The following is a 25,533-nucleotide window of genomic DNA, read 5'->3' on the forward strand; positions in this document are numbered from 1 at the left end:
GCACAATAAGGCTTGCTCTAGGTCGCGAAAAATGAAAATAAATATTTTATTATGATTGTACAAGAAGATACATTTTGTATATTATAGATACATAACGTATCTAGGCGGTGAAACCGTGAAACACATACTCACAGTAGCCGGTTTACTGGCTTTCTCGATTCCCTTTGCCTGTCAGGGTTTGTCTCCCAGAGTGATCACGATTTCCCTGCTTATCTTGTTGTTCAGCTACACCATGCTTCTGCCTTCACTCAAGTCATTAATCGCAATCCTAGCTGATAATCCGTTGCTGACCTTACTTATGATGTACATCGCCGCTTCCTGTTTATGGGCTGAACAAGAGCAAACTTCTTCTGTACTAATGGTTGTTAAATTTCTTGCCTTCTCTACCTTTGGATTCTATCTGGTCACCCATTATACAGCACAGGGCTGCATACGCCTCTTAGTCGTTACATTAAGTATCCTGAGCGTACTCAATCTACTTGCCGTCGTACTCGTTCCTTCCTTTGCCATTCATGGCGGTGTAGAGCATGCTGGACTGTGGAAGGGAATTTCTGGTCATAAAAATACACTTGGAACCCTCTCGCTGTTAAGTTTTGTTTCACATGTCATATATTTTTTCAAGGGCACACGCAAAGCCTTACATATTGGCTTCATCTTACTCAATGCCTTATTGCTCATCGAATGCCAGTCTACCACCTCATTGGTGCTGACATCTTCACTCTTCGTATTTATTTTATTTATATTGTTATTTAAAAGAATTCGAAGCATCGCGTTGCGGGGGTTCTTTGTTAGCTGTTCCTGCTTACTTGTTCTGTTGGGTTTGGCACTTACCTTTACCTATGGAGATGCGATTGCCTCGGAATTCGGAAAAACAACAACCTTAACCGGAAGAACGGAAATCTGGCAGGGAATTGATGGTGCTATTCAGAGCCACTACTGGTTCGGACATGGTTACGGCTCCTTCTGGGCAGCCCGGCCCAGCATTTATGCGAACGGCATCCGTTTTGATCTGACGAGCAGCCATAGCGGCTTTCGAGATCTATGGATCGACGTGGGCCTTATAGGACTACTTGCAACGGTTATACTCGTCGTAACTACCTTATTTAAAATCAGAATTGGCAAAACAGATATGTATACATGGCTGACGGCAGCTGTTTTTTTCCTGTTCATCGTATTGAACAATATAACGGATAGCCGTTTTCTAAACTCATTAGCCATTTACTGGATTATTTTCATGGTCATTGTGATCAAAGTGCAAGAGCGACATAGACTAACTGTAGCAGAAAAAGCGAATACAGCTACTTGGAGCACACGCCCTCTTCACTAGGCGATCATACTCAGTTCAACCGCAGAATGTAAAAAGAACCCCGTATCCCACGCCATTAAAAGGCGCTCGGATATGGGGTTCTTTGGAGATGCCCACCGTTTCGAATGGAAAATTATACTCCATCTACATTTGTGGAATAATCGCCAGTACCAATTTCAAAAATTGTTCACGTACCTTCTCTGCCGTCTCCATCACTTCACCATGAGACAAAGGCTGGTCGAGAATGCCTGCAGCCATATTGGTGATACAGGAGAAGCCTAGTACCTCAATCCCCGCATGACGAGCTACAATAACTTCAGACACGGTCGACATCCCTACTGCGTCTGCTCCCAGTGTACGCAGCATAACGATTTCAGCAGGCGTCTCATAGTTGGGTCCCAGCAATCCGGCATATACACCTTCCTGCAGGCTGAAGCCTTGTTGGGTAGCCGTTTGTTTGGCAATTTCACGTAAGCGGCGGCTGTACGCCTCCGACATATCTGGGAAACGAACACCCAGAGCAGCATCGTTCGGGCCAATCAACGGATTTTGTCCGGTCAAATTCAGATGATCCGAGATGACCATCAGATCGCCTGCTTTGTAGGAAGTATTTACACCACCTGCGGCATTCGTCACCAGCAGGCTTTGAATCCCCAGTTGCTTCATTACCCGAACAGGGAAAGCTGTCAGCTGTGGACCGTAGCCCTCATACATATGAAAGCGCCCCTTCATCATGACAACAGCGCGACCTTCAATTGTGCCTAACAGTAACTCCCCCTCGTGGCCTTCTACCGTTGATACGGGAAAATGGGGAATATCCTGATAAGGAATACTAACTCCATCTTGAATCAAATCGGCCAATATACCGAGGCCCGATCCCAGAATAAGACCAATCTCTGGGCTTATTCCGCTCTTAGCACGGATATAGTCTGCTGCTTCCTGAATTGTAGCTTGGTTGGCTGTTGACATTCATATCTCTCCTGACTTGTACAATCGTAAAGTTATAGTCATTATCACATTTTCTATGACAGCAAAGCGACGTTACGTTTAATCATTGCTTTCATGAGAAGTGCGGTTACCGCCGTGCGGGTGATGCATTTCATATACTTCCTTCATGTTGCGTCTAGCTGTCTGCGCATATACCTGCGTCGTTGACAGATCAGCATGACCCAGCATTTCCTGTACAGAGCGTAAGTCCGCTCCGCCCTCCAGCATATGTACCGCAAAGGAGTGTCGCAGCGTATGGGGCGTGATATCCTTGCTTATGCCTGCTTCCTGAGCGTACTTCTTAATTATTTTCCAAAAGCCCTGTCTACTGAGCCGCTGACCCGATACATTCAAGAACAAGGCTTCCTGCTCTGCTTGAGCCTCTTCACCCTGCCCGGGTCGCAGCAACGCTGGACGCTGCTCGTCCAAGTAGGCTTGTGCCCACTGTGATGCCTCACGACTGATCGGTACAACGCGCTCCTTGCCCGCCTCGCCGCCACAGTGCACAAAGCGCAAATCGATGCGCACATCACAGACGTTCAGGGCAATCAGTTCTGATACGCGGATGCCCGTCGCGTACAGCAACTCTAGCATCGCCTTATCTCGTCCCCCTTGCGGGGCACTCACATCCGGCGCTGCCAGTAAACGATCTATTTCATCCTGCGATAACACCGAGGGCTTCTTTTTAGCGGCTTTGGGCAGTTCCACCAGAACGGAAGGATCATGGATCGCGATTCCCTCCCGAATGAGAAAATGAAAAAAGGAGCGTATAGAGGCGACGCTACGTGAAATTGTCGCCGCGGCTTTTCCCTGTTCCTTCAGACGCCCCAAATACAGCACTAGATGTGACCGCTGTACATTATCCGGCTGCTCAAGACCACAGCTTTCTGCAAACTCAGTAAACTGCTGTACGTCCCGTTGATACGCTTCCAATGTGCTGCGTGACAATCCCTTTTCCTCTTCCATATATTGAACGAAAGGTTGAATATACATTTTCATGAGTTCCAAAACTCTCCTTGTCCTGCATACAGCGATTCCGTTGTTGCGCCTGCTTCTTCATGTGCGACCTTCATATCATCATCTCATTAAGATGATTACATAAACTACTCACCATACCAATAAAAGAAACGTAAACGTTCCAACACCGCTACTCGTTGCTCGGACCCATCATTCACTGTTTGTCCGCCAAATACCTTAACTGCATGTCCTTCCGGTATTCGGTAATGATCTACAGGTGATATCCAATCTGTAAACAGCCTGAGGCTATAAAAGAACATACATGCCAACACCCCGAACAAGATCAGCAAGCGCAGCCATTGTAGTCCTCTCCGCAATGATAGTACCATGTGGATCAGCCGCCTTTTCCCAAAATGTAGTCCCTATTTAGGGCTCTCTATGGAAGGGTATGACAAGCTATTCTGTTTTATACCACATGATCCCATACAGCAAATTCCGAACCAAAAAAGCTCTCCCGAACGCGTCTTCGTCGGTGAGAGCTTGGGTAGTCAGCTTATTAATCCTGTGATTTGTTTTTCTTGGTTTTACCCAAGGATTTTTGGGCGGTCGTATCGTTCTTCGCCTTACAACGATAACAAATACCGTGGAAGTCCAAACGATGGTCCACTACAGTAAAATTATATTCCCGTTCCAAACGCTCCTCTAACGGTCCAAGCCAATCTTCCAGTATTTCATCTACACTGCCGCACTGCACACATATCAAATGGTGGTGGTGATGTTTGGTTGTATCGCCGCGCAAATCATACCGCGCAACGCCATCGCCAAAATTAATTTTCTCCACGACATGCAGTTCACTTAGCAGTTCTAGGGTACGGTATACGGTTGCCAGACCGATTTCGGGAGCTTTCTCTTTGACGAGCATAAATACATCTTCCGCACTCAGATGATCATCTTCGTTCTCAAGTAAAACTCTGACGGTGGCTTCCCGCTGAGGCGTTAGTTTGTAGCCCTGGGATTGCAGCTGCTGCTTAATTTTTTCGATCCGTGCTTCCATGTGTCTCCCTCCCCCTGCAAAGCTACTGCCTACTGCACTTTTTTTCACTCCTATTATTATAGGGGGTCTATACAAATAAAGTCAAACATTTTGAAATGAGATCAAGATGTCACGGAAGCCGTCAGCATAGGAGTGACCCATTGCATCATAACCGGGGTGACCCAAGTTTCAAAGGACGCGCTGCCGATAAGCAGCACCATCATCACAGCAGTCAATCCTGCGTAAGAAAGCAACGGACGCAACATCCCGTCTGATGGTCGAGTAGCAAGTATTTTAGTTTTGATCATATGAATGGAAAAAGTCATCGCAGCCACACTACAGACGAGCAGTATCGGAATCACGAGCAGGTTATGTGGGGCAACGGAAACCAATGAAAATAATAGTCCTTTCCACGAATATTGCCCTACCATATAACCTACAGAAAATCCGATCAGCACACCCTTGAGAAAATTCAGCACAAGAATACCTGGGAGTCCAATGACCGAAAGCCCGCATACCCAAATGAGGCCCACCCATTTAAGATGTAGAGATACGCTGTCCCAAAAGGTTGAGGCCGCCTGCGAATCAGCAAAGCCCTGCTTGTTTTGGTTGACCGTCACAAAAAAATCCTTCAGGTAACGGGACAAATCCTGTAACTGTTCTAGGGAGAGCGCATTTACCATGAGTGCGCCAAAAACAACTCCTACAAGAAACAGCACAGCCAAGAAAACGTAATATGACGTCTGGTCCTTTAACGTATGACGAAACCATTGCATCGAGTCCTGCCCCTTTCATCTGCTTGTTTGTCCAAAAAACAACCGTAATCCGACGGCTGATGGCTAGAATGGGGCAGCTTCCGCTGCAAATCTAACATCACGAATGATGCGCCAAGCCAACGGCAGAGATATTTTATGGTTATGAACAAGCAGACGCTGATATGCCTTTTACGGAGACAAGACTTGACTAGGACACTTTACTAGGATTTTGCTATTTTTCCGTATGTTCCACCACCACCGGATACAAGCGCCAGGCGTCCTTCGCGTGAAAGCACAATCTGCTCTGCCAACACTTTACCGACGACCCCTGACAGTTCCTCCTGCGTAACCTCATGTAAAATATTCATTTCTGTTCCGAAGGCTGCTAACAGCTGGTTCAGCTTGGCTTTACCCAAGCCTGGAATAAATTCCAGCGGAATCTGGTAAATGTACGGAGGACGATGGGAGGAAATTACGGGCTGTTCACGGTCGGCAATACTCCAGATTCGATCAAGCACACCCCGCACCAGCTTGGTATGGCCACAGTTAGGGCAGCGTTCGTCCGCCATCTGTTGCTCATCAATAATCGTACCGCAGCTCTGACAGTAAGAGCGATGGTATTTTCCAAGTTTGGGATTCAAACCGTAGTTGGCACACACCCGTCGTCCTTCACGTCGCTCCAAAGCCATCCTGAATTCATCAAAACTCGGCTTCGCCAGTGATAATTTGTTGTATTCTCGTCCAATTTTCCCAAGTGAATGGGCATCTGAATTCGTGAGGAAGCTGAAGCGATCCAGTTCCGAAATCAAGCCTGCCATAGATGAATCTGCGCTCAGCCCCAGTTCCACCCCACTAATGAACTCCATATCCAGCAGTTCCTCCATACGGGCTGCAGAACTGCCATAAATGCCCTTATGCGGAGTGAACACGTGCGCAGGCACCATAATGCCTCCATGTCCGTAAATTTGCTGCTGCAACTCACGTGGCGGTGCGTAGATCCGTTGTGAGCTGAGATTGACATTTTTCATATGCTTACTCAGCCATTGGGTAAAATCCTCCATCGCCGCCAGATCAGGAAAATAGGCCAGTACGTGTGCTTCGGGACGACCTTCAGCCCGTATTTCCAGCTCCGTGCCAAGTAGAATCACTGTATCCCTGTATGCGATACCACCACCGCTGATTTCTTCCATTTCACCTGTATGCAAATAGCGACGAATATCCTCCTGTACATTAGGCGCATGGCAGTCAATAATCCCAATGAGCCCAATCCCTTTGCGACCGGATGCTTCCTTAGCTATATTGGCAAACGTTAGGTCACGGCTACCACTAATTTTGACTGGAGCTCCTTTCTCCGTTCTGCCAATATGAATATGCAGGTCTGCAAAGTAGTTGTTAAGTTCTATTATATTGGTGTCCATCCGCTTAGAAGCTCCCTGTTTGTTGGCGAAGTTGCCACGCATAGACGGCCAGAATCGTTTTGGCATCACTAATGCGCCCTTCACGAATAAGTGTGTGTGCTTCTTCCAGCGTCACCTCAAATAGCTCCAGAAATTCATCCTCATCTGGTTCCATCTCACCTCGCTCCAGTTCTTCGGCCACATACAAATGTATGATTTCATCCGCAAAGCCAGGAGAAGTATAAAAAGAGTGAAGCAGCTTCAACGATTTGGCTGTATAGCCTGTTTCTTCTCTCAATTCACGTCCCGCTGCTTCCATCGGGTCTTCACCTCGCTCCAGCTTGCCTGCGGGGATTTCAACCTCACAGCGCCCCATAGCTTGTCTGTACTGGTCCACCACCAGCATTTTCCCCTCGTGCAGAGCCAAAATTGCCACTGCACCTGGATGCTTGACGATTTCACGCTTTCCAGTTGAGCCGTCGGGAAGCTCTACCGTGTCTACCTGTACCGTAATGACCTTTCCTTCAAAGATAGGCTGTGTGGATACGGTCTTTTCCTCCAGCGCAGGATTGGAATAAGGCTTGCGAATTGCATGGCTTGTTGGATTGTTCACTTGTTCGTTCGTTTGGTCGTTCATCAGGCATGTTTCCTCCTTCGTCTTCTATCTTTCTTTCATTATTAATTATCTCCAACATTGGTCTAACTTGTCCACTTGGAACATATGCTGGGGGTAGTATATCAAAACTTCTGTTATAAGGAGATTTCAGAACATGAAAAGCTACCGGACTGAAACCACTCTCCATATCGTCGGCAAAGCCTGGCAGATTCAAGCCCTCCTGCGTCAATGGCAAAAGGAATATGGACCTACAGCTACTATTGCTTCGCTAATTGTTCCAAAAAAGGTTCAGATCTAAAGGAGGAACACCGTTCCTTTCTTTAGCCTGAACCCTTTTTCGTATATTGTAGATGTAAAAAGTAAGTCTTACTTTGTAGTTTCTTGGATCAGAGCTACGACTACTTCAGCAACCTTCACTAGATCATCGGCCTTGATCTTTTCCTCTGTTGTGTGGATGTTCTGGTAGCCCACCGCCAAATTCACCGTTGGAATTCCAAGCCCGTTGAATACATTAGCATCTGAGCCGCCACCCGAATGGAAGATTGATGTTGCCAGTCCCAGCCCTTGAATAGCACGCTGAGCAACCTGTACAACTTCATCATGCTCTGTAAAGCTGAATGCTGGATAGATGACTTCACTACGGAACTCTCCCTGGGCACCAAATTCACGCGTAGTGGTTTCGAGCGCTTCACGCATATGCTGAATTTGATGATTAACCTTTTCCTGTACAATACTGCGAGCCTCCGCACGGATCAATACAAAATCGCAGACCACATTCGTCGCGCCGCCGCCTTCGAAACTGCCGATGTTAGCGGTTGTCTCCTTGTCAATGCGTCCCAATTTCATTTTAGAAATTGCTTTAGAAGCGACTTGAATGGCACTGATGCCGTCTTCAGGATTGACTCCCGCATGTGCAGACTTCCCAGTAATTCTCATCTCAATACGTGCCTGTGTGGGAGCAGCTATACAAATAGAACCCACCTCACCGTTCGAATCCAAAGCGTATCCGAAGTCAGAATCCAGCACTTCCGGCTTCATCGCCCGTGCACCCATTAAACCAGATTCCTCTCCAGCCGTAATCACGAACTGAATTTGACCATGGGGAATGTTCTGCTCGCGCACGACACGAATCGCCTCGAACAAAGCAGCAATCCCAGCCTTGTCGTCCGAACCCAAAATTGTTGAACCATCACTGCGAATCCAGCCATCCTCACCCAACTGCGGCTGGATACCCTTACCTGGAGTTACGGTATCCATGTGACAGGTAAAAAATATTTTGGGTGCTTGCTCCACACCTTCCGCTTTCCAGGTAACAATCAAATTACCCGAACCATGTCCCGTTCTTTCGCGGGAATCGTCTTCTACGACTTCCAGTCCAAGTGCATTAAACTTTTCTTTCAGAACACGTGATATTTCCTGTTCATGCTTTGTTTCACTGTCCACCTGTACGAGTTCCATAAATTCCTGTACGATTCGATCTTTTACTATCTCTACTGTCATTAAACTTTCCTCTCTTTCCCGATTACGTTACAATACGGATAGATGTTCTTATCTATGACTTAAACCTATCCTAAAGGAGTTACACATGTCTAACAAAAAATGGGTTCGTTTTTTCGTCTACGTTATGCTCGCAGCTATGATTGGTTCTACGCTGTTCATGGTGATTGAGCCGTTTATTATGCCACTATAACAACTACACCGCTCAAGTTTGGGCTACCCAAGATCCGTTACAAGCTATGTGTGGACGAGCTGCTGCACAAGCAAACAAACAGGCGGGCTCCCGTGTCAATCACACAATTGCCCGCCTGACCTTTTATTGGAAGGAATGCGTCTGCCATTGCGCAGCAAATGAAAATTGCTGTTCAAAGTACGGCACAATTTCCCTCGCAATCTGCTCTACCGAAAAAGACTGCTGTGTACAGTCCTCTAATGATGTCACACCGTATTCCTGAATTCCGCATGGAACAATGCCTTCAAAACCTTCATGCTGTATTCCTGACTTGATGTTAAAGGCAAAGCCATGGCTGGTTACGAAGCCCCGACGGTGCTTACACTTGTTAAATTTGACACCAATGGCCGCAATTTTAAGATTCCCGATCCATACCCCCGTATATTCAGGCTTACGACTCCCTTCAATCCCATAAGATGCCAGCAACTGAATGATCACTTCTTCCAAACTTCGAAGGTATCCGTGCAGATTTAACGCCTCTCGGTTGCCAAGCACAAGTAAGGGATATCCGACAAGTTGCCCTGGTCCATGATATGTAATGTCTCCCCCACGATCAATTTGAAAGACGCTGATGCCCTGCTCTTTCAGCTGCTCTGGTGTGAGGAGCAGATGCTCAGGATGCCTCTGGGAACCAATGGTGTAGGTTGGCGGATGCTGGAGAAGCATAAGCGTTTCTCTCGCCTCCCCCGCATCCAGCTTTCCCACAATCTCCTTCTGAACATCCCAAGCATGGGCATATTCCATCCTATTCGTATAGGTTACATCAAGCGGTCGTCTGTTCACGGCCTGTCACTTCCTCTCCGTCCATTTACCTAACTGTTCGGATGATTAGTACAGCTTCGTATCCAAGGTGTAGCCTTCTAGATTTTCTTTAACCCGTTGCAGGAATCGTCCGCAAATCACTCCGTCTAAAATACGATGATCCAGCGACAGACACAGATTAGCCATCGAGCGCACCGCAATCATATCATCAATGACCACTGGTCTTTTGACAATGGATTCAAAGGTAAGAATTGCAGCCTGCGGATAGTTAATCACCGGATAAGATAAAATGGAACCAAAGGAACCGGTGTTGTTGACGGTGAACGTTCCACCCTGCATGTCGTCCAGTTTGAGTGTACCTTCGCGAGTTTTACGTGCCAAATCGTCAATTTCACGAGCTAAACCAGCAATATTTTTTTGGTCGGCTTTTTTAATAACAGGAGTAAGAACAGAGTCCTCCGTGCCTACGGCCAACGAAATATTGATGTCTCTTTTGATGATAATTTTATCGACTGCCCACACCGAATTCATGATCGGATATTCTTTGATTGCATTCACGACTGCTTTCATGAGAAAAGCCAGATACGTAATATTGATGCCTTCTTTTTGCTTGAACTCGTTTTTGATCTTGTTGCGGAGCATCACCAGATTGGTCACATCCACTTCAATCGTCGTCCAGGCATGAGGAATCTCCGAAACACTTTGCCGCATATTACGGGCAATTGCACTACGAATAGGTGTAACATCAATAAAATACTCGGATCTGTTATTGTTCCCACCCTCAACTTCAATCATAGGAACTTTCGGTGCTTCCGTTAAATGAATGCCGCTGTTGCGCACCGGAATTGTAGGGTCCATATTTTGAACTGGTGCACTATGCTGAGCGGCGGACTGCTGTATTCCTGCAAAAGGAGATCCTTGACCTTGGGTCGTCCCAGTCGTTTGGTCAGTCACTCCAGTTGGAGCTGAGCCGCCCTGCTGAACAAAATTCAGCACGTCTTTGCGAGTAATTCTTCCCCCCATGCCTGTGCCTGGCACCCTGCTTAGGTCCACATTGTGCTCAGCAGCCAGAGTTTGAACTGCTGGAGAAAAACGTCCGCGCATGGACTGATCCGATCCAGCACTCTGCTGGGATTGTGCTTGTACGTTGCCTTGAGATGCTGATGCCGCTGGTGCCGCTCCTGTTGGTGCTGTAGGTGCAGCCGACTTCGTCTGGATACGGCAAATCAACTCGCCTACCGCTACCGTCTGACCTTCCTCCGCCAACAGGTCACCCATAATGCCATCCAATGTGGATGGGATTTCAGCGTTCACTTTATCTGTAATGACCTCGCAAATTGGCTCAAATTGCTCTACTGTGTCACCAGGTTGTTTGAGCCATTTGGCAATTGTTGCCGATACGAGTGATTCAGCCAATTGCGGCATGGTCACGTCGTTCCATTGTGTTTGGTCTGACATTTTTTTCAACTCCTTAACATCATAGAAGGGCGCGTTTTATCGCTGCCCCACTACTCTTTTGGAATACTTTCGCCCGAATCTGCTCTATATTAATACATGGCGAGACGGCGCATGGCTTCCTTCACTTTATCCTTGTTTAACATATAAAACTTCTCCATTGGTGGACTGATCGGCATGGCTGGCACATCAGGAGCGCACAGACGCTCAATCGGTGCATCCAGTTCGAACAGACACTCTTCATTAATAATAGCTGATACCTCGGCACCGATACCGCCCGTTTTGTTGTCCTCATGAACGATTAAGACCTTACCTGTATGTCGTGCAGCCTCGATAATGGCTTCGCGATCCAATGGCTGGAGTGTGCGCAAATCCACAACATGTGCGGTAATGCCCTCTTCCTTCTCCAATTCCTCAGCTGCCTGCATAACAAAATGCAATGGCTGGCTATAACCGATGACCGTAATATCGTCACCCTCACGCAGTAGATTAGCCTTGCCGATTGGAACGATATAATCATCCTCAGGCACTTCACCCTTAATCAGCTTGTAGGATTTTTTATTTTCAAAAAACAGCACTGGGTCAGGGTCACGAATGGCTGCTTTCAGCAATCCTTTGGCGTCATAAGGGGTAAATGGAGCAACAATTTTTAGACCCGGTGTGCCAAAAAAGATAGATTCCGGACACTGAGAGTGATACAAACCACCAAAAATACCGCCACCGATAGGTGCGCGGATCACCACAGGGCAATTCCAATCGTTGTTGGAGCGGTAGCGGATTTTAGCCGCTTCACTAATAATCTGATTCGTCGCTGGCAACATGAAGTCCGAATATTGCATTTCGGCAATCGGCTTCATTCCGTACATTGCCGCACCAATTGCAACCCCTGCAATCGCCGACTCTGCCAATGGTGTATCCATGACACGTTGCTCACCGAATTGGTCCATGAGCCCCTTAGTCGTTGTAAAAACACCGCCTTTTACGCCGACGTCCTCACCTAATACAAAAACCGTTTCATCCTGCTCCATTTCTTCCTTCATAGCAAGACGTATCGCATCAATATATTCCATCATCGCCATAATTACCGACCCTCCCCATCGCTATCAGCATACACATGCAGTAGCGTATCTTCGGGCTTAGGAAAAGGCGCATTATCTGCATATTCAATGGCTTCCTTGACTTCAAGCAGCAGTTCGGCCGACAGATCTGCATCTTTGGCCTCATCCCAAATGCCGCATTCGATCAAGTAACTCTTCATGCGGGCTACGCCATCCTTGGCCCAGTTCTCATCCACTTCCTCCTTGGTCCGGTAAGCCAGATCATTATCCGAAGTGGAGTGAGGGGACAGACGGTACATCATGGCTTCGATTAGCGTAGGACCTTCACCGCGGACAGCACGTTCACGTGCTTCCTTCACCGCGGCATATACGGCTAGCGCATCATTACCATCGACACGAATACCAGGGAATCCGTAACCCAATGCTCGGTCACTTACCTTGCCTGCCAACTGCTTATGAATCGGAACCGATATCGCATATTGATTGTTCTCGCACATAATGATGACTGGCAGCTTCTGTACACCCGCAAAGTTACAGCCTTCGTGAAAATCCCCCTGATTGCTGGAGCCTTCCCCAAACGTAACAAACGATACAAAATCCTTTTTCTGCATCTTGGCGGCCAGCGCTACACCGACTGCATGTGGAACCTGTGTGGTCACTGGGCTGGAGCCTGTCACAATACGCAGTCGTTTACTACCAAAATGCCCCGGCATCTGGCGACCGCCGCTATTAGGGTCATCTGCCTTGGCAAATGCCGACAACATCAATTCGCGCGGTGTCATGCCGACTGCAAGCACGAATCCGTAATCCCGGTAATAGGGAAGGAAATAGTCCTTTTCCCGATCTAAAGCGAAAGCTGCACCTACTTGTGCCGCCTCCTGCCCAATACCGGAAACGTGGAAGTTAATTTTTCCTGCCCGTTGCAGGAGCATGTTGCGCTCGTCAAATCTTCTTGCGAGCAACATATATCTGTACATATCAATTACTTGTCCGTGAGTAAGTCCCAGCTGTTCATGTCTGAAGCCAGCGTCTACAGCGCCTTTAGAACTCATTGAGGCACCTCCTTAAATGTCAAACATCCTACTTTCAGCACCTAGTACCATCTTGTCTTAAAACCTGGTACTAAACTCTGACTAACCCCATTATAATCCTTTTCGCCCCAAAAAGAAAAGTACCGATTTATTTGAAACGTTTATATGCCTATCGCTTGTCCATCAACGGCCAGCATCGCTTCTCCCAAAATCTCCGACAACGTTGGATGCGGATGAATAAGCTGTCCGACTTCCCACGGCGTAGCATCCAGCAATTGCGCAAGAGCGGCCTCGCTGATCAGATCCGTTACATGCGTACCGATCATATGTACACCGAGAATATCATTAGTTGTCTGGTCCGCCACCACTTTAACGAAGCCGTCCCGACTACCGTATACTAGCGATTTCCCGATCGCTTGGAAAGGGAACTTCCCTGTTTTCACCTGGTGTCCACGTTCACGGGCTTCTTGCTCCGTCAAGCCGACGCTTGCGGCTTCAGGACGTGTGTAAATACACCGCGGAATCATATAGTTGGGTACGCTGTGAAACTCTTCGCCCGCCAAATGATGAACTGCCTGCAAACCTTCATGACTTGCTGCATGGGCCAGTTGTAAGCCGCCGATGCAATCCCCGATGGCGTAGATATGTGGCTCATTTGTCTGCAAATGCTCATTAACCGAGATAAACCCACGCTCCACGCGGATATCTGTATTTTCCAGCCCAATATTTTCCACATTCGCCTGACGACCTACAGAAATGAGCAGTTTGGAAGCACTGAGAGTTTCGGTTTCTTCTCCTTTTTGCACGTCAATCTGTACGCCTTCCTCATCCTTGCCATAGGTTTCGGCCAACACTTGTGCCCCCGTCAGCACCTTGACACCACGCTTGGTTAACAAGCGCTGCATTTCACGCGAAACGTCCTCGTCCTCCGTAGGAATAAGTCGATTTGCGGCCTCAACCACTGTAACCTCCACGCCAAAATCATTCAGCATGGAAGCCCATTCCACGCCAATGACACCACCACCTACGATAATCAGAGATGCTGGCAGCTTCTCCATAGTCAATGCTTCGTCACTGCTCAGAATAAATTCGCCATCTGGCTCTAATCCAGGCAGCACACGCGGACGTGATCCTGTTGCAATAATGAGATGTGCAGGAACAATCGTCTCCATCTCACCATCTTCTAGCTCCACAGCCACTGCTCCGCTTTTAGGAGAAAATATAGACGGTCCAATCACGCGTCCCTTACCGCTCAGCACCGTAATTTTATTTTTACGCATCAAAAATTGAACGCCCTGGTGTAGCTGCTCCACAACGGCTTCCTTACGTTCCTGAACCTTGGGAAATACAAGCTGTGCTCCCGATGTCTCGATACCATATTGCGCACTTTCTTTAATCGTTGCATATACTTCCGCACTGCGCAGCAAAGCCTTGCTTGGTATACAACCTCGGTGCAGACAGGTTCCGCCAAGCTTGTCCTTTTCGATGATAACCACTTCCTTGCCGAGCTGAGCTGCGCGAATTGCTGCTACATACCCTCCGGTTCCTCCACCCAAAATAGCGACATCACAATGTATAGTCATGTTTCTCCTCCATTAACATTGATTATATATAGCTTATTGTACTCTCTTTATTTCACTGTACAAAATATGGCGTTTAGGCATAGGCTGCAAATCATCTACCTAATCTAGATATCTCTCCATATCATTCATACAGCGCATCTCGTAATTTGGTAGACATTCTTGGACTTTGTGCTGATTTGGCTCGTAACGCCTTGCGGAACGATTCATTTTGCTTGTTCAGAAGATCTAGCTCTGTCTCCAGCTCAATGATTAGCTCCAGAGCTTGCGGGCTAATCAGTCCTTGTTCCAGTAATGCTCTTCTTTTGGCACTATAATCCGTGTTTTTTTCATCCATGCCTTCCACTCTTCCCTTCATTCCACTACGCTTCACCATATCATGCCCGCGGCGGCAGAGCAATGACGACCACATTTACGTTTTAAGAATAGACATACAAAAACATGTCGAAAAACAATATATTTTCTCTAGTCTGTATGTGGCTCGTTATGGTAATCTATAATGGCGTTTTCTTTCGGAGATGAAGATTTACAGCATAATGTACATGTTAAGAGAGGGGAATTCGCTTTGCCTACAGGACGAATTACGATAATTACAGGCCCCATGTTCAGTGAAAAATCCGGCGAATTAATTCGCCGTTGTCAGAAACTAATCCAATACGGGCATCGCAAGGTGGTCGCTTACAAACCAGCTGAAGATAACCGTTATGCCGAGGACGAAATTGTAAGTCGGATCGGATATCGGCTACCCGCTATCTCTATTCCAAGAAAACTTACGGATGAGCTCGTTCAGCATATTTTGCAAGAAACGAAAGATGCCGATGTGGTTGCCTTTGACGAAGTCCAGTTTTTCAGTCGACATATTATGTCGCTCATACAAGAGTTAGCTTATTGCGGAAAGCATGTCATTGCCGATGGGCTGAATCTGGATTACCGAGGCAAGGAGTTTGGCTATGTCGGTGGTCTGCTCGCTATGGCGGATGACATCGAAAAGCTGACTTCCTTCTGCGCTGTATGCGGCAGTTCGGAAGCAGTATTTACACAGCGTATGGTCAATGGAAAACCTTCCACTGTAGGACCTATCGTGATGATCGGTGACTCTGAGGCTTATGAGCCTCGTTGTCGTAAATGTTTTATACCTCCCCATAAAGTGAACTGCGATTAGTAAGCTACATGGGCAGCAAACTCCATGCGCCTACTTGTTTTCCATTACTTTTTTCTTGCATTTTTTTGGAACGGTTCAAACTATTTCCCCGTATATCCGTTAAGCTGTACAAGTTTTTATTTTTTTGTGCATAATAACTATAAGATTATCGGGGGGACGGAATGATGAGTTTCTTTAACAAGATCTTAGCAAGTGCAGGAATCGGTTCAGCCAAAGTCGATACGTTGGTGGATCAGACTGTATATGTGCCTGGAGAAGAACTTAGTGGCATCATACGTATCAAGGGCGGTAAAATTGATCAGGAAATCGGCAAAATTGATATTGAACTCAAGACTGAATATATCGTAGAGCACGATGATAAAAAAACCGTCACCACCTGCTGCATTGCGCGGATCAAGGTATCTGATGGCTTTCATCTAAAGCAAGGACAGGAGCTTGAAACTCCTTTTTCCTTTAGGTTGCCTTTGGAAACTCCTGTTACTCATGCCAAACAGCCTGTCTGGCTGGAAACAGCATTGGACATTGGCATGGCTTTGGACCCGACCGATCGTGATTCACTCAAAATCGAGCCACATCCTTATATGAGTACGGTGTTTGAGGCGGTTCATCTGTTAGGCTTTCGATTCCGTTCCTCCACCTGTGAACGTCACCCCAAGCTTGGACGCGGTGTTCCATTCGTGCAGGAGTTTGAGTTTACGCCTGGCTCGGAGTATGCACGGGATATCGAGGAGCTAGAGCTGATTATGCAGTTGGAACCCGAGGGTGTCCATGTGCTTGTAGAAGTAGATCGTAGAGGCAGAGGCTTGTCCGGTTGGCTGGAAAATGCCTTTGATATGGATGAGCGTCATGCCTGGTTAAGCTTAAGCCGGGAAGAACTATCCTATGGACCAGATCATATAGCTGATGCGCTAGAGGAATTGATTGACAGGCAAATTCGCTAACAATGTAGTAAAACACTAACAAAAAAACTCCTAACCAATTTACTTACATACGGTTGGGAGTTTTTATTAATTATAAGAATTATTTGATGATGGTTCTCCATAGTCTGTATAGACTAAAGTGGCAGCATATCCTGTCTTTCCGCCTTATGCTTACACTCTTTACATACCCCATACAGCGAACCATTATCATCGGCATAAAAGGTTAATTTTTCTTCTTTTTTACAAAAGGAGCATTTTTGTTTACTCGTGCTCTGAATGGAGTCAGACAGTCCAAATCCAGCTTGGGCCTGAATATCTGCCGCTTTTGTATTCGCGCGTGTACCCGAAGACACTTTAGACTTCATTTCATTGCCAGTGCGGGATTGTCGGGCGGGCTTACGAGGGCGAAATTCAACAACATTACTGCCCCGATGTTCATCCGATTGTTGTTGATTGCCGCTACGTCCACGCCATGCCATAACAATCCAACCCAACACCACCAACAACACGCCGACGATCACCCAAGTCAGACTATTCCACATGCTCTCATCCCCTCTTTGCTTTAGAATCTTTTGCATCCATACCACTAGCCCGTTCAATACGATGACTTAGCCTATAACATATGATTGTATATATCCGTGTATACAGCCTCTATGTTGGTCATTCGATTGCTACCCATGTAAAAATCTACCCTCCAGTGAAACATCCGACTCGCCTCTTAACGAGACATTGATCATGTTAGGTAAAACATGTTATGCCGAGGAGTAGTTTGAGCCTTTTTACAAATTGTACATCATCCTTTTGAAAAACGATAATATCCACTCTATGAACATCGTGCTCCTTATCATAATGCTTATGTACTTCCCGATGATGAGCACAAAAATGTCTCAGATGGCTAAATTACTCCCCTTGATAATAAAAATCAATGAATCTTTTCGTCAACGGATTAAATTTATCAAAACGTTTATGATGTGGTAAAAAGCCTGACTTATGTACTTGTTCTGCTAGTGTTTCTACATGTTCAAATCGCTTGAAAAAGGGCAACGCGAAAATGTAGATATCTGCCATAATCTCTTGGATCACTCGTTCTCTTTCTGCTTCTGTGGACACAAGGTAATCCCTGTTGCCCGTATATTTCTTGGTTAGAGCGATCAACTCACTGTGAAAACAAGCCCCTGTACTATACTTCTTTTTTATACTTTTGGATTCCACAGTAATGTAAACTTTTAATGCACTATATTGGGTCGCGCCGAAACAAATTTCAAATATAAATTCCTTGTTTTCTTTTTTCAAAACTTTTCTGCTTTTCAGATATTTAAAATCATTCAAAAATGGTGTAGCTATGATTTTGTCTATCGCTAACTGACGCAGGTCGCTTGCTTTAAGTTCAGTTTTATTGTCCATGATATCACTCCAACCCAAAAGAATTTCCCACCATTGTATCATATCTTTCCAATTACAGGCTCCGCATATCTCCATCTTTTAATCGCAAATATATTTATTAAAAAATGAATAGAAAAAGCCGCTCACAGTAGAGCGGCTTTTCCCCTGAAATATAGAACCGGTATACGATTTATACTTTAAATTTACCAATTTGTCCTTGTAGGTCTTCTGCCATTTTGGACAGGTTTCTTGCAGAGGAAGCAATTTCCTCCATCGATGCCAGTTGTTCTTGAGTCGCAGCAGATACGTGTTGCGTCCCAGCTGCAGCCTCTTCAGCAATGGCTGAAATTTGTCTAACAAAGCCAACAATCTCATCGGTACTTGCAGACATTTGCTCCGATCCAGCAGAGACCTCTTCAATTTCACTGGCCACTTTATTAACGGTTTCCTGAATAAGCTCAAAAGATGCACCCGCATTTTGTACGACTTCCCGACCTGTCATGACATCTCGCCCATTGGACGCTACCGCCTCAATAGCATGCGAGGTATCCTTTTGTATCAATCCCACCAGCTCCGTAATTTGTTGAGCAGAATGAGCCGATTGTTCAGCCAACTTACGCACTTCACCTGCAACTACAGCAAATCCGCTACCGTGATCTCCTGCGCGGGCTGCTTCAATGGCCGCGTTCAGGGCAAGAAGATTGGTCTGACTGGAAATATTGGTGATGACATCAATAATCTTCCCGATTTCATCTGAACGCTCTCCCAATCCAGCCATAAGATCAGCCAAGCTATTCATAGAGTCATTCACACTATTCATTTGGACAACAGCCTGCTGGATCATCTGATTACCTTCAGCTGATTTGTGAGCCGCATCCTGAGCTGATGCAAAAACATTTTGCGCACGGATTGCAATTTGTTCTACACCGATGGACATTTCCTCAATAGCCTGGGACGATTTGGTCACCATATCCACCTGGTCACCTGTCCCTGTAGCAACTTCTTGCACTGTTTCGGTGATTTGCGCAGTTGCTTGGCTATTTTGCTCTGCGCTGGCCGTCAATTCCTCCGAGGAAGTGATTACCAGCTCGGTCGTACTACTTACAGACTGAATCAGTTGACGAAGATTTGCAACCATCGTATTAAAAGAATGAGCCAAAATACTAATCTCATCCTTGCCTTTCACGACAATGGCTTCCCCAGTAAGATCACCGGACGCAATGCTTTCAGCAGCACGACTGATGCGCAAAATGGGCTTAGAAATAATTTGGGCTATAATGATCGCCATGATCAATGCTAGGATAACGGCTGCAATACTCAAAACGATAACTAATTGTCTGCCTGAAATAAAGTTGTCAACAGCTTCTTTCGTAATCAGTTTTGATCCATCTGCATTCAACTTAATGAGCTGACTGATCATATCGTTTGAACTATACCATAACTTATAGGATTCTTGGTGAAGGATGCTTGATTGAGTGTAATCATTAGCTCTCCCTGCTGCAATCATTTCTGGTAACTTAGTCAAATACTCCGTATAAGTTTTGGAGAATTGTTCATACATTTCACGTTCCTTAGGAGTAGCAATTAATTTTTCGTATGTTTTTCGGCCTTCTTCAACTTTCTTTAAAACCTTATCATATTCGGCCTGAACCTTCTCCATTTCCTCCGTGTCACGTTCTACAATAATGTTTAATGAGAGCCGCTCTACATCAGATATATCACCATTTAGTGTTCCGAGGATGGTCACACTTGGCATCCAATGGCTATCAATTTCCATTGAAGTATCGCCTAACTTTTTCATTCGCGAGATCGATACTGTACTAATCACAACCAACAGGATTATTACCGCAAGGAAACCCAATAACAATTTTGTTCGAATGTTAAATTTCATATATTCGCTCCTTGTTCTCTTTATAATAGATATTATATCGACAAGAATCGACACATTGTTTATATCAAAATTAAAGAGAATTTCAGAACTGTTTACAAAAGGAAAATTTCTCTTCGTGATCGTTATATAATGATTGACGCTTATTTTATAAACCGCGTGAGAGTATTATTTTTCGTCCATCCAATTCATCCGTTAAAGCATTGCAAGCAAAAAAGAGATATCCCAAAGCGGGTATCCCTTTATGTTTTACTTCCTAGCTATAATCATAAATCGTTCTGCATTTGTCCTAATTCCTTTTGGAGTTTGGTTGTCCAGAATGAATTGTTGGAGTATTTCAAAATCCATTTGTTTTTGTCCAAAGTCAGGAATAATGGGAGTGTGTTTTAAAAGGAAAACTAAGTCTGCAGGAGTCTGATAATATTCGGTTGCATTAAATTCGAATGACTGAATGTCGTTAAAGCCCGCTTCATTTAGTTCTGTAATACATTGAGTTTTCAACGAATCTTTCTTATTACCCAATGCCTGCCCTCTTCCAAACGCTTCTTTAATGTTTAATTTGTCATTTTCGCTTACTTGCTGTGTTAAAAATATACCACCCTTAACTAACACCTTAACTATTTCTTTTGCACAGAAGCACGAATGTCGAGAAGAGACTACATTAAAGAATTCCCTGGGAAAATTCAGATTTTCAGCATCCATCTGTAGAAAACGAACATTCGCTATATCAGATTTGATAGAGTTCTTTGTTGCCGTTTCAATCATTCCAGTAGATTGGTCAATCCCGACTAAAAGTAATGCAGAATTCGCCATTGCTAAAATAGCTTCCCCACCACCCGTGCCGATATCAAGCAATATGTCCGACTTCTCACACGTCTTTGATACTTCATTGTAGAAGTCCCATTTTACTCCTTCAGAGATATATTTCACATTACTGAAATCCCATCCGTTGGTTTTTCCAACCTTATCATAAAACTCTTTATATTCAATTGATTTCATTTTTATCCACCTTCAAATAAGATAATAAACTACAGAATGGCAAACCGAATTTATTCAAAATTTTAGTTTTGTAGTCAACAGGGTAGACTTCCCCCTTAACAGCTGGCACGCGTTTTTTTCCAGCCCGGAAACTAAATACTTCGAACAATATGGAAAGACATCCGATTCACCTCATTTGAAAGTTTGCTTTAATTATATTTCTAATCAGGCATACCAATCAAGAATGATTCGTCGCTAAACTTCTTTGCCCCCTTCTCCTATATGGAGTAGCGTATATCCACTAGAATTAAAGCCCTCCTTAGTGTTAGAGACTTAGTTTAAGGGTAGCAGACAGCAGCACATGTAGAGGCAAAAGATTGTTAGGTTAAAATTTAAAATTGTTCGTAAAAAATACCGCTTATTTATCGGTCATGGATGAACCAATAAATAAGCGGTATCCATTAATCATCCTGATCCTTTCAGGACACCTTATTCTCAATCCGCAATTTGTCTGCGACCATCGCTATAAATTCTGAGTTCGTTGGTTTGGACTTGCTGATATTAATAGTGTAGCCGAACAGGTGAGAGATGCTGTCGATATTTCCACGGGTCCATGCTACCTCAATAGCATGACGAATGGCGCGTTCTACGCGGGATGCCGTCGTTTTGAACTTTTCGGCAATTGCCGGATATAGGGTTTTGGTGATGGCTCCCAAAATTTCGATATTATTGTACACCATCGTAATGGCTTCGCGTAGATATTGATAGCCCTTGATGTGAGCTGGTACACCAATCTCATGGATGATAGCCGTGATGCTGGCATCCAGGTTTTTCGTCTTACCCATAGGCACAACGTTGGACCGCATAGATGAAACGGTTACCGGGCTGTTGCTGACTAATTGCGGTCCTACCAATTGGCGTATACGGTTAGCAAGCACTTCCATATCAAACGGCTTCAAAATATAATAAGATGCCCCGAGTTGAACGGCCCTTTGTGTAATATTTTCTTGACCGAATGCAGTCAGCATAATGATTTTCGGTTGTGGAGTCAGGTTCATTTCTCTCAAACGCTCCAATACACCGAGACCATCCAGATGAGGCATAATAATATCTAAAATAAGTACATCAGGTATGTTGCGGGATTCTGCGATGCGTTGGAGTACTTCTTCACCATTGAAGGCGATTCCTGTAACTTCCATATCCTCCTGATCGGAAATATATTCAGCAAGCAAATTCGTAAATTCCCGGTTGTCGTCAGCCAACAATACCTCAATTTTTTGCAATGTACTTCCTCCTTAGTGAGTGTTATTCCATTGGGACATCTGTTTGCATTAAATAAATATTTCTTGTCGGAGTATATGATTTCGACATCGAATTATGAATTCCTTCTGTCGAAAATTATTTTTATTTATTTTTTTTATAAATTCAATTATAATTGAATTTTTATCTTGCAAATCTGAGTTATTCCTCTCCTTTTCGACAAAAAAAATCTTAAGGCCACTAGCTCGCCTTAAGATTAGAGGATGACTTCAAGCTCAATTTATTATGCATGATTCCTGCGTCACGCAACATCCATTCGATAAAACATCCGTAACCTGATTTAGGATCATTAACAAATACATGCGTTACAGCTCCGATCAGCTTACCATTTTGGATAATCGGACTACCACTCATTCCTTGCACGATTCCGCCGGTCTTATCTAATAGCTTTGGATCTACAACCCGAATCACAAGCCCTTTGGTTGCTGGTTTATCCTGCTGAGAAATGTGTACAATTTCTGCCTGAAAACGCTGAATTTGTTGACCTTCCAGTACAGTCAAAATTTCTGCTGGTCCTTCTTTTACTTCATTCGCAAGTCCCACCGGAATGGGCGTCGAATACAATCCATTTTGCGGCTCATCTGACATTTTCCCAAATATTCCAAAGCTCGTATTTCGTTCAATATTTCCTAAGATCCGATGATCCTTGAGAAAATGAGCACGTTTCTCTCCGGGTTCCCCACTCTGGCTTTTCGCAATTGACGTCACATTGGATTGCACAATCTCTCCGCTGCCCACGACAATGGGAGTTTGAGTATTCATATCAGTAATTACATGACCCAAGGCCCCGTAAACCCCCTGATCCGGTGCATAAAACGTTAATGTACCTACGCCTGCAGCCGAGTCTCTAATATATAACCCGAGCCGCCACGCTTTATCCTCTTGATCATATGCTGGGGTTAACTTAGTGGAGATCGTCTGTTCGCCTCGACAAAGCGTGATGTCAAGCGGCTTTTTGTTTTTACCTGCCTCGTCCACGGCTTCCGCTACCCTGGCGAGACTATTGAGGGGTTTGCCGTTCATGTGTGTAATACGGTCCCCTAGACGAATACCAGCTGTCTCACCAGGTGACACCTTACGATCATTGCTTTCCTGAATGATATGGTGACCAACGACAAGCACTCCTGAAGATTTTACTTTGACCCCGATCGTCTGGCCCCCTGGGTATACTTTCAAATCGGGAACCACGCTTTCCTGGGTTGTTTTCATGCTTTTAGAGCCGAACAAATCCAAAGAAGCTTGTAGAGGCAGCGCTGCTTGCACATGCTGAGCGTTACCGAGAGAACACATAAGAAAAACAAGCAAAAGACCGAGCAATTTGATCCTGGAGAAAAAATTCAATGGCTGTCACGCTCCCTTTGCTTCTTTCGCTTGACGAGTAAAGGTGGTCGCCAATTGCGTACCTATAAGGTAACCTTGCCCCCAGGCTTTTATAACTGTTAATCATTACGCCAGCCGCTCTTTTCAGGCTTTCTTTCCTTCCGCCAAATTCAGCATTTCCTGTGCGTGATGCAATGTTTTTTCGGTAATTTCTACGCCGCCCAGCATCCGTGCCAATTCCTTGACCCGACCTTCCTCCGTTAGTCCCTCAATTTGAGTCATGGTTCGTCCGTCATGCACATTTTTTTCAATCAGGTACTGATGATCTGCCATACACGCCACCTGCGGCAAATGAGTAATGGAAAACACCTGACAAACGGAAGACAAACGATACAGCTTCTCGGCTATAGACTGAGCTGCACGACCACTTACCCCGGTATCCACCTCGTCAAAAATGAGCACCGGTATTTGATCATGACGCGCAAAAATACTTTTCATTGCCAACATAATACGTGATAACTCACCACCAGAAGCGATTTTACCGAGTGGGCGAAGTGGCTCACCTGGATTGGGCGAAATCAGAAATTCCGCATTATCTATCCCTTGCTTGGTAGGTCGTACCTTTAGACCCTTATATTCATATCCCCGTGGATCTTCAATTGGATCAATGCGTACCTTGAGTGACGTTCTTTCCATTTGAAGATCTTTTAATTCCTGCTCTACTTGCTCTGCAAGCTCTTCGGCACAAATTTCACGCGCTTCTGTAAGCTCTTCAGCAATCTCCAGCAAATCCGAAAGCAACTCATCCCGCTTTGCAATGAGCTGCTCCAGCCGCTCATCTTTATTTTCCAACAGATCGGTTTCCTGCTCAATACGGCTATAGTATTCCAAAATCTGTTCTATACTATCACCATATTTTCGCTGTAGTCCGGTAATTTGATTCAAACGTTGCTCCACCTCATGCAGCTTGCCCGGATTAAATTCAATATCCTCACGATAAGAACGTAATTGAAACGCTGCATCCTCCAACTGATAGAAAGCAGACTGAATCTGCTCCGCAATGGGCTGAAGACTTTTACTATCATAGCTCTGAACATCATTTAATCTGGACAACACGTTATTGACCGTATCCAGCCCGCCTCTGCCACTTAACAGCTCATATGCTCCTGATATTCCATCCATCATTTTCTCACTATGGGATAGCTTGACCCGTTCCTCTGCCAATAATTCATCTTCACCCAATTTTAATTCTGCCGCAGCGATCTCTTCCAATTGGAAACGATACATGTCCAATAGCTGATAAGCCTTTTGACTGGAGCTTTGCAATTCCCTTACTTCTTTTTCCGCTTTGACAAAAGCATTGTAGCGCTCCCTGTAAAGCGCTTTGACTGGACCGATGACTGAATCACCGAACGTATCCAGCAGCGCCAGATGTCGATCTGCACGCAGCAAGCTTTGATGCTCATGCTGCCCATGAATATTAACGAGTTGCTCACCTACCTCACGCAACATCGTTAAATTAACCATCTGACCGTTAATTCGAGATGAACTTTTCCCTTGAACCGTAAGTTCTCGACGAATCAGTAAATGCTCTTCTGGGTTAGCCTTAATCCCTTGTTCCTCCAACGTACTCCAAACGGGATGTTTGACCGGCAGTTCAAACAAGGCCTCCATTTCTGCTTTATCACAACCGTAACGCACAAGATCAGCAGAGCCCCTGCCGCCCGCAATCAGCCCAAGTGCGTCAATAATAATGGATTTACCAGCACCAGTTTCCCCGCTCAATACATGAAATCCTTTATAAAAATGAACATCGACAGCCTCTACGACTGCCAAATTCCGTATAGACAAAGTGACCAGCATCGTTCTTTCACCTCTATGATGTACAAATTAAAA

The 25,533-nt window shown here is 45.3% G+C and carries 26 protein-coding genes; 5 read left to right on the forward strand and 21 right to left on the reverse strand.

What is annotated here, in order from left to right:
- Positions 1-115: 115 nt before the first annotated feature.
- Positions 116-1,327: an O-antigen ligase family protein gene (locus ACH59B_RS15005; protein WP_404301961.1), complete on the forward strand. Its 1,212-nt coding sequence runs from the start codon at positions 116-118 to the stop codon at positions 1,325-1,327.
- 123 nt (positions 1,328-1,450) lie between these two features.
- Here the strand turns inward: ACH59B_RS15005 and ACH59B_RS15010 are convergent, their stop codons facing one another.
- The 7 genes from ACH59B_RS15010 to ACH59B_RS15040 form a co-directional block, all read right to left on the reverse strand.
- Positions 1,451-2,275, reverse strand: a complete 825-nt coding sequence (locus ACH59B_RS15010; RefSeq protein ID WP_016822259.1) for a purine-nucleoside phosphorylase — start codon at positions 2,273-2,275, stop codon at positions 1,451-1,453.
- Between the two features lie 78 nt (positions 2,276-2,353).
- Positions 2,354-3,292: a site-specific tyrosine recombinase XerD gene (gene xerD, locus ACH59B_RS15015; RefSeq protein WP_290402714.1), complete on the reverse strand. Its 939-nt coding sequence runs from the start codon at positions 3,290-3,292 to the stop codon at positions 2,354-2,356.
- 104 nt (positions 3,293-3,396) lie between these two features.
- Positions 3,397-3,639: a YqzK family protein gene (locus ACH59B_RS15020; protein WP_017427515.1), complete on the reverse strand. Its 243-nt coding sequence runs from the start codon at positions 3,637-3,639 to the stop codon at positions 3,397-3,399.
- Between the two features lie 167 nt (positions 3,640-3,806).
- Positions 3,807-4,304, reverse strand: a complete 498-nt coding sequence (locus ACH59B_RS15025; protein ID WP_016822262.1) for a Fur family transcriptional regulator — start codon at positions 4,302-4,304, stop codon at positions 3,807-3,809.
- Between the two features lie 101 nt (positions 4,305-4,405).
- Positions 4,406-5,059 carry a stage II sporulation protein M gene (gene spoIIM, locus ACH59B_RS15030; protein ID WP_016822263.1) on the reverse strand — a complete coding sequence of 218 codons (654 nt, stop codon included), beginning with the start codon at positions 5,057-5,059 and terminating at the stop codon, positions 4,406-4,408.
- Between the two features lie 200 nt (positions 5,060-5,259).
- A complete protein-coding gene (locus ACH59B_RS15035) occupies positions 5,260-6,456 on the reverse strand; it encodes an endonuclease Q family protein (protein WP_404301964.1) in 1,197 nt (398 codons plus the stop codon).
- A 4-nt stretch (positions 6,457-6,460) separates the two neighbouring features.
- Positions 6,461-7,072 (reverse strand): NUDIX domain-containing protein, encoded by a 612-nt coding sequence (locus ACH59B_RS15040; protein WP_164964876.1) that lies wholly within the window; start codon positions 7,070-7,072, stop codon positions 6,461-6,463.
- Between the two features lie 133 nt (positions 7,073-7,205).
- On the opposite strand from ACH59B_RS15040, the gene mciZ reads away from it, so the two are divergent.
- Positions 7,206-7,349: a Z-ring formation inhibitor MciZ gene (gene mciZ, locus ACH59B_RS15045; protein ID WP_016822266.1), complete on the forward strand. Its 144-nt coding sequence runs from the start codon at positions 7,206-7,208 to the stop codon at positions 7,347-7,349.
- Positions 7,350-7,417: 68 nt separating this feature from the next.
- Here mciZ and ACH59B_RS15050 read toward each other — a convergent pair whose 3' ends face one another.
- Entirely contained in the window at positions 7,418-8,551 is a 1,134-nt protein-coding gene (locus tag ACH59B_RS15050; protein ID WP_404301967.1) for a tripeptidase T, read from the reverse strand.
- An 85-nt stretch (positions 8,552-8,636) separates the two neighbouring features.
- Between ACH59B_RS15050 and prli42 the strand changes: the two genes are divergently transcribed.
- Positions 8,637-8,741 (forward strand): stressosome-associated protein Prli42, encoded by a 105-nt coding sequence (gene prli42, locus ACH59B_RS15055; protein WP_016822268.1) that lies wholly within the window; start codon positions 8,637-8,639, stop codon positions 8,739-8,741.
- 123 nt (positions 8,742-8,864) lie between these two features.
- Here prli42 and lipB read toward each other — a convergent pair whose 3' ends face one another.
- The 6 genes from lipB to ACH59B_RS15085 form a co-directional block, all read right to left on the reverse strand.
- Positions 8,865-9,563, reverse strand: a complete 699-nt coding sequence (lipB, locus tag ACH59B_RS15060) for a lipoyl(octanoyl) transferase LipB (RefSeq protein WP_016822269.1) — start codon at positions 9,561-9,563, stop codon at positions 8,865-8,867.
- 45 nt (positions 9,564-9,608) lie between these two features.
- On the reverse strand, positions 9,609-11,000 hold the full coding sequence (locus tag ACH59B_RS15065) for a dihydrolipoamide acetyltransferase family protein (protein ID WP_330707609.1): 1,392 nt from the start codon (positions 10,998-11,000) through the stop codon (positions 9,609-9,611).
- Between the two features lie 89 nt (positions 11,001-11,089).
- A complete protein-coding gene (locus tag ACH59B_RS15070) occupies positions 11,090-12,076 on the reverse strand; it encodes an alpha-ketoacid dehydrogenase subunit beta (protein ID WP_016822271.1) in 987 nt (328 codons plus the stop codon).
- Between the two features lie 2 nt (positions 12,077-12,078).
- The gene (locus tag ACH59B_RS15075; protein WP_013371751.1) at positions 12,079-13,107 is read right to left on the reverse strand and encodes a thiamine pyrophosphate-dependent dehydrogenase E1 component subunit alpha; all 1,029 of its coding nucleotides are present in this window, start codon (positions 13,105-13,107) and stop codon (positions 12,079-12,081) included.
- A 140-nt stretch (positions 13,108-13,247) separates the two neighbouring features.
- A complete protein-coding gene (gene lpdA, locus ACH59B_RS15080; RefSeq protein ID WP_016822272.1) occupies positions 13,248-14,669 on the reverse strand; it encodes a dihydrolipoyl dehydrogenase in 1,422 nt (473 codons plus the stop codon).
- A gap of 121 nt (positions 14,670-14,790) precedes the next feature.
- Complete coding sequence (locus ACH59B_RS15085) at positions 14,791-15,024, reverse strand: hypothetical protein (RefSeq protein WP_017427510.1); 234 nt, start codon at positions 15,022-15,024, stop codon at positions 14,791-14,793.
- A 207-nt stretch (positions 15,025-15,231) separates the two neighbouring features.
- Between ACH59B_RS15085 and ACH59B_RS15090 the strand changes: the two genes are divergently transcribed.
- Positions 15,232-15,828 (forward strand): thymidine kinase, encoded by a 597-nt coding sequence (locus ACH59B_RS15090; RefSeq protein ID WP_026065459.1) that lies wholly within the window; start codon positions 15,232-15,234, stop codon positions 15,826-15,828.
- A gap of 164 nt (positions 15,829-15,992) precedes the next feature.
- A complete protein-coding gene (locus tag ACH59B_RS15095; protein ID WP_017427508.1) occupies positions 15,993-16,769 on the forward strand; it encodes a sporulation protein in 777 nt (258 codons plus the stop codon).
- Positions 16,770-16,882: 113 nt separating this feature from the next.
- Here the strand turns inward: ACH59B_RS15095 and ACH59B_RS15100 are convergent, their stop codons facing one another.
- From ACH59B_RS15100 to recN, 7 genes are all read right to left on the reverse strand, one after another.
- Positions 16,883-17,290, reverse strand: coding sequence for a hypothetical protein (locus tag ACH59B_RS15100; RefSeq protein ID WP_017427507.1), 408 nt, complete (start codon positions 17,288-17,290; stop codon positions 16,883-16,885).
- Positions 17,291-17,648: 358 nt separating this feature from the next.
- Positions 17,649-18,152, reverse strand: a complete 504-nt coding sequence (locus tag ACH59B_RS15105; RefSeq protein ID WP_026065458.1) for a hypothetical protein — start codon at positions 18,150-18,152, stop codon at positions 17,649-17,651.
- A gap of 169 nt (positions 18,153-18,321) precedes the next feature.
- Positions 18,322-20,022 (reverse strand): methyl-accepting chemotaxis protein, encoded by a 1,701-nt coding sequence (locus ACH59B_RS15110; RefSeq protein ID WP_017427505.1) that lies wholly within the window; start codon positions 20,020-20,022, stop codon positions 18,322-18,324.
- A 246-nt stretch (positions 20,023-20,268) separates the two neighbouring features.
- On the reverse strand, positions 20,269-21,018 hold the full coding sequence (locus tag ACH59B_RS15115) for a class I SAM-dependent methyltransferase (protein WP_017427504.1): 750 nt from the start codon (positions 21,016-21,018) through the stop codon (positions 20,269-20,271).
- A gap of 458 nt (positions 21,019-21,476) precedes the next feature.
- Positions 21,477-22,280, reverse strand: coding sequence for a sporulation transcription factor Spo0A (gene spo0A, locus ACH59B_RS15120; RefSeq protein ID WP_013371763.1), 804 nt, complete (start codon positions 22,278-22,280; stop codon positions 21,477-21,479).
- A 217-nt stretch (positions 22,281-22,497) separates the two neighbouring features.
- Positions 22,498-23,658 (reverse strand): SpoIVB peptidase, encoded by a 1,161-nt coding sequence (spoIVB, locus tag ACH59B_RS15125; RefSeq protein ID WP_016822280.1) that lies wholly within the window; start codon positions 23,656-23,658, stop codon positions 22,498-22,500.
- 123 nt (positions 23,659-23,781) lie between these two features.
- The gene (recN, locus tag ACH59B_RS15130) at positions 23,782-25,500 is read right to left on the reverse strand and encodes a DNA repair protein RecN (RefSeq protein ID WP_017427503.1); all 1,719 of its coding nucleotides are present in this window, start codon (positions 25,498-25,500) and stop codon (positions 23,782-23,784) included.
- Between the last annotated feature and the right edge of the window lie 33 nt (positions 25,501-25,533).

The sequence above is a fragment of the Paenibacillus sp. DP01 genome (assembly GCF_044784315.1).
GTDB classification, from domain to species: domain Bacteria; phylum Bacillota; class Bacilli; order Paenibacillales; family Paenibacillaceae; genus Paenibacillus; species Paenibacillus polymyxa.

Bases quoted from the DNA above. Each gene is read 5' to 3' on its own strand.
- prli42 (WP_016822268.1), top strand. From the start codon at position 8,637: ATGTCTAACAAAAAATGGGTTCGTTTTTTCGTCTACGTTATGCTCGCA.
- ACH59B_RS15040 (WP_164964876.1), bottom strand. From the start codon at position 7,072: ATGAACGACCAAACGAACGAACAAGTGAACAATCCAACAAGCCATGCA.
- ACH59B_RS15025 (WP_016822262.1), bottom strand. From the start codon at position 4,304: ATGGAAGCACGGATCGAAAAAATTAAGCAGCAGCTGCAATCCCAGGGC.
- mciZ (WP_016822266.1), top strand. From the start codon at position 7,206: ATGAAAAGCTACCGGACTGAAACCACTCTCCATATCGTCGGCAAAGCC.
- ACH59B_RS15010 (WP_016822259.1), bottom strand. From the start codon at position 2,275: ATGTCAACAGCCAACCAAGCTACAATTCAGGAAGCAGCAGACTATATC.
- ACH59B_RS15035 (WP_404301964.1), bottom strand. From the start codon at position 6,456: ATGGACACCAATATAATAGAACTTAACAACTACTTTGCAGACCTGCAT.
- ACH59B_RS15100 (WP_017427507.1), bottom strand. From the start codon at position 17,290: ATGTGGAATAGTCTGACTTGGGTGATCGTCGGCGTGTTGTTGGTGGTG.
- xerD (WP_290402714.1), bottom strand. From the start codon at position 3,292: ATGAAAATGTATATTCAACCTTTCGTTCAATATATGGAAGAGGAAAAG.
- ACH59B_RS15085 (WP_017427510.1), bottom strand. From the start codon at position 15,024: ATGAAGGGAAGAGTGGAAGGCATGGATGAAAAAAACACGGATTATAGT.
- ACH59B_RS15105 (WP_026065458.1), bottom strand. From the start codon at position 18,152: ATGGACAATAAAACTGAACTTAAAGCAAGCGACCTGCGTCAGTTAGCG.
- recN (WP_017427503.1), bottom strand. From the start codon at position 25,500: ATGCTGGTCACTTTGTCTATACGGAATTTGGCAGTCGTAGAGGCTGTC.
- ACH59B_RS15050 (WP_404301967.1), bottom strand. From the start codon at position 8,551: ATGACAGTAGAGATAGTAAAAGATCGAATCGTACAGGAATTTATGGAA.
- lpdA (WP_016822272.1), bottom strand. From the start codon at position 14,669: ATGACTATACATTGTGATGTCGCTATTTTGGGTGGAGGAACCGGAGGG.
- ACH59B_RS15070 (WP_016822271.1), bottom strand. From the start codon at position 12,076: ATGGCGATGATGGAATATATTGATGCGATACGTCTTGCTATGAAGGAA.
- ACH59B_RS15115 (WP_017427504.1), bottom strand. From the start codon at position 21,018: ATGAAATCAATTGAATATAAAGAGTTTTATGATAAGGTTGGAAAAACC.
- ACH59B_RS15110 (WP_017427505.1), bottom strand. From the start codon at position 20,022: ATGAAATTTAACATTCGAACAAAATTGTTATTGGGTTTCCTTGCGGTA.
- spoIIM (WP_016822263.1), bottom strand. From the start codon at position 5,059: ATGCAATGGTTTCGTCATACGTTAAAGGACCAGACGTCATATTACGTT.
- ACH59B_RS15075 (WP_013371751.1), bottom strand. From the start codon at position 13,107: ATGAGTTCTAAAGGCGCTGTAGACGCTGGCTTCAGACATGAACAGCTG.
- ACH59B_RS15020 (WP_017427515.1), bottom strand. From the start codon at position 3,639: ATGGTACTATCATTGCGGAGAGGACTACAATGGCTGCGCTTGCTGATC.
- ACH59B_RS15065 (WP_330707609.1), bottom strand. From the start codon at position 11,000: ATGTCAGACCAAACACAATGGAACGACGTGACCATGCCGCAATTGGCT.
- ACH59B_RS15095 (WP_017427508.1), top strand. From the start codon at position 15,993: ATGAGTTTCTTTAACAAGATCTTAGCAAGTGCAGGAATCGGTTCAGCC.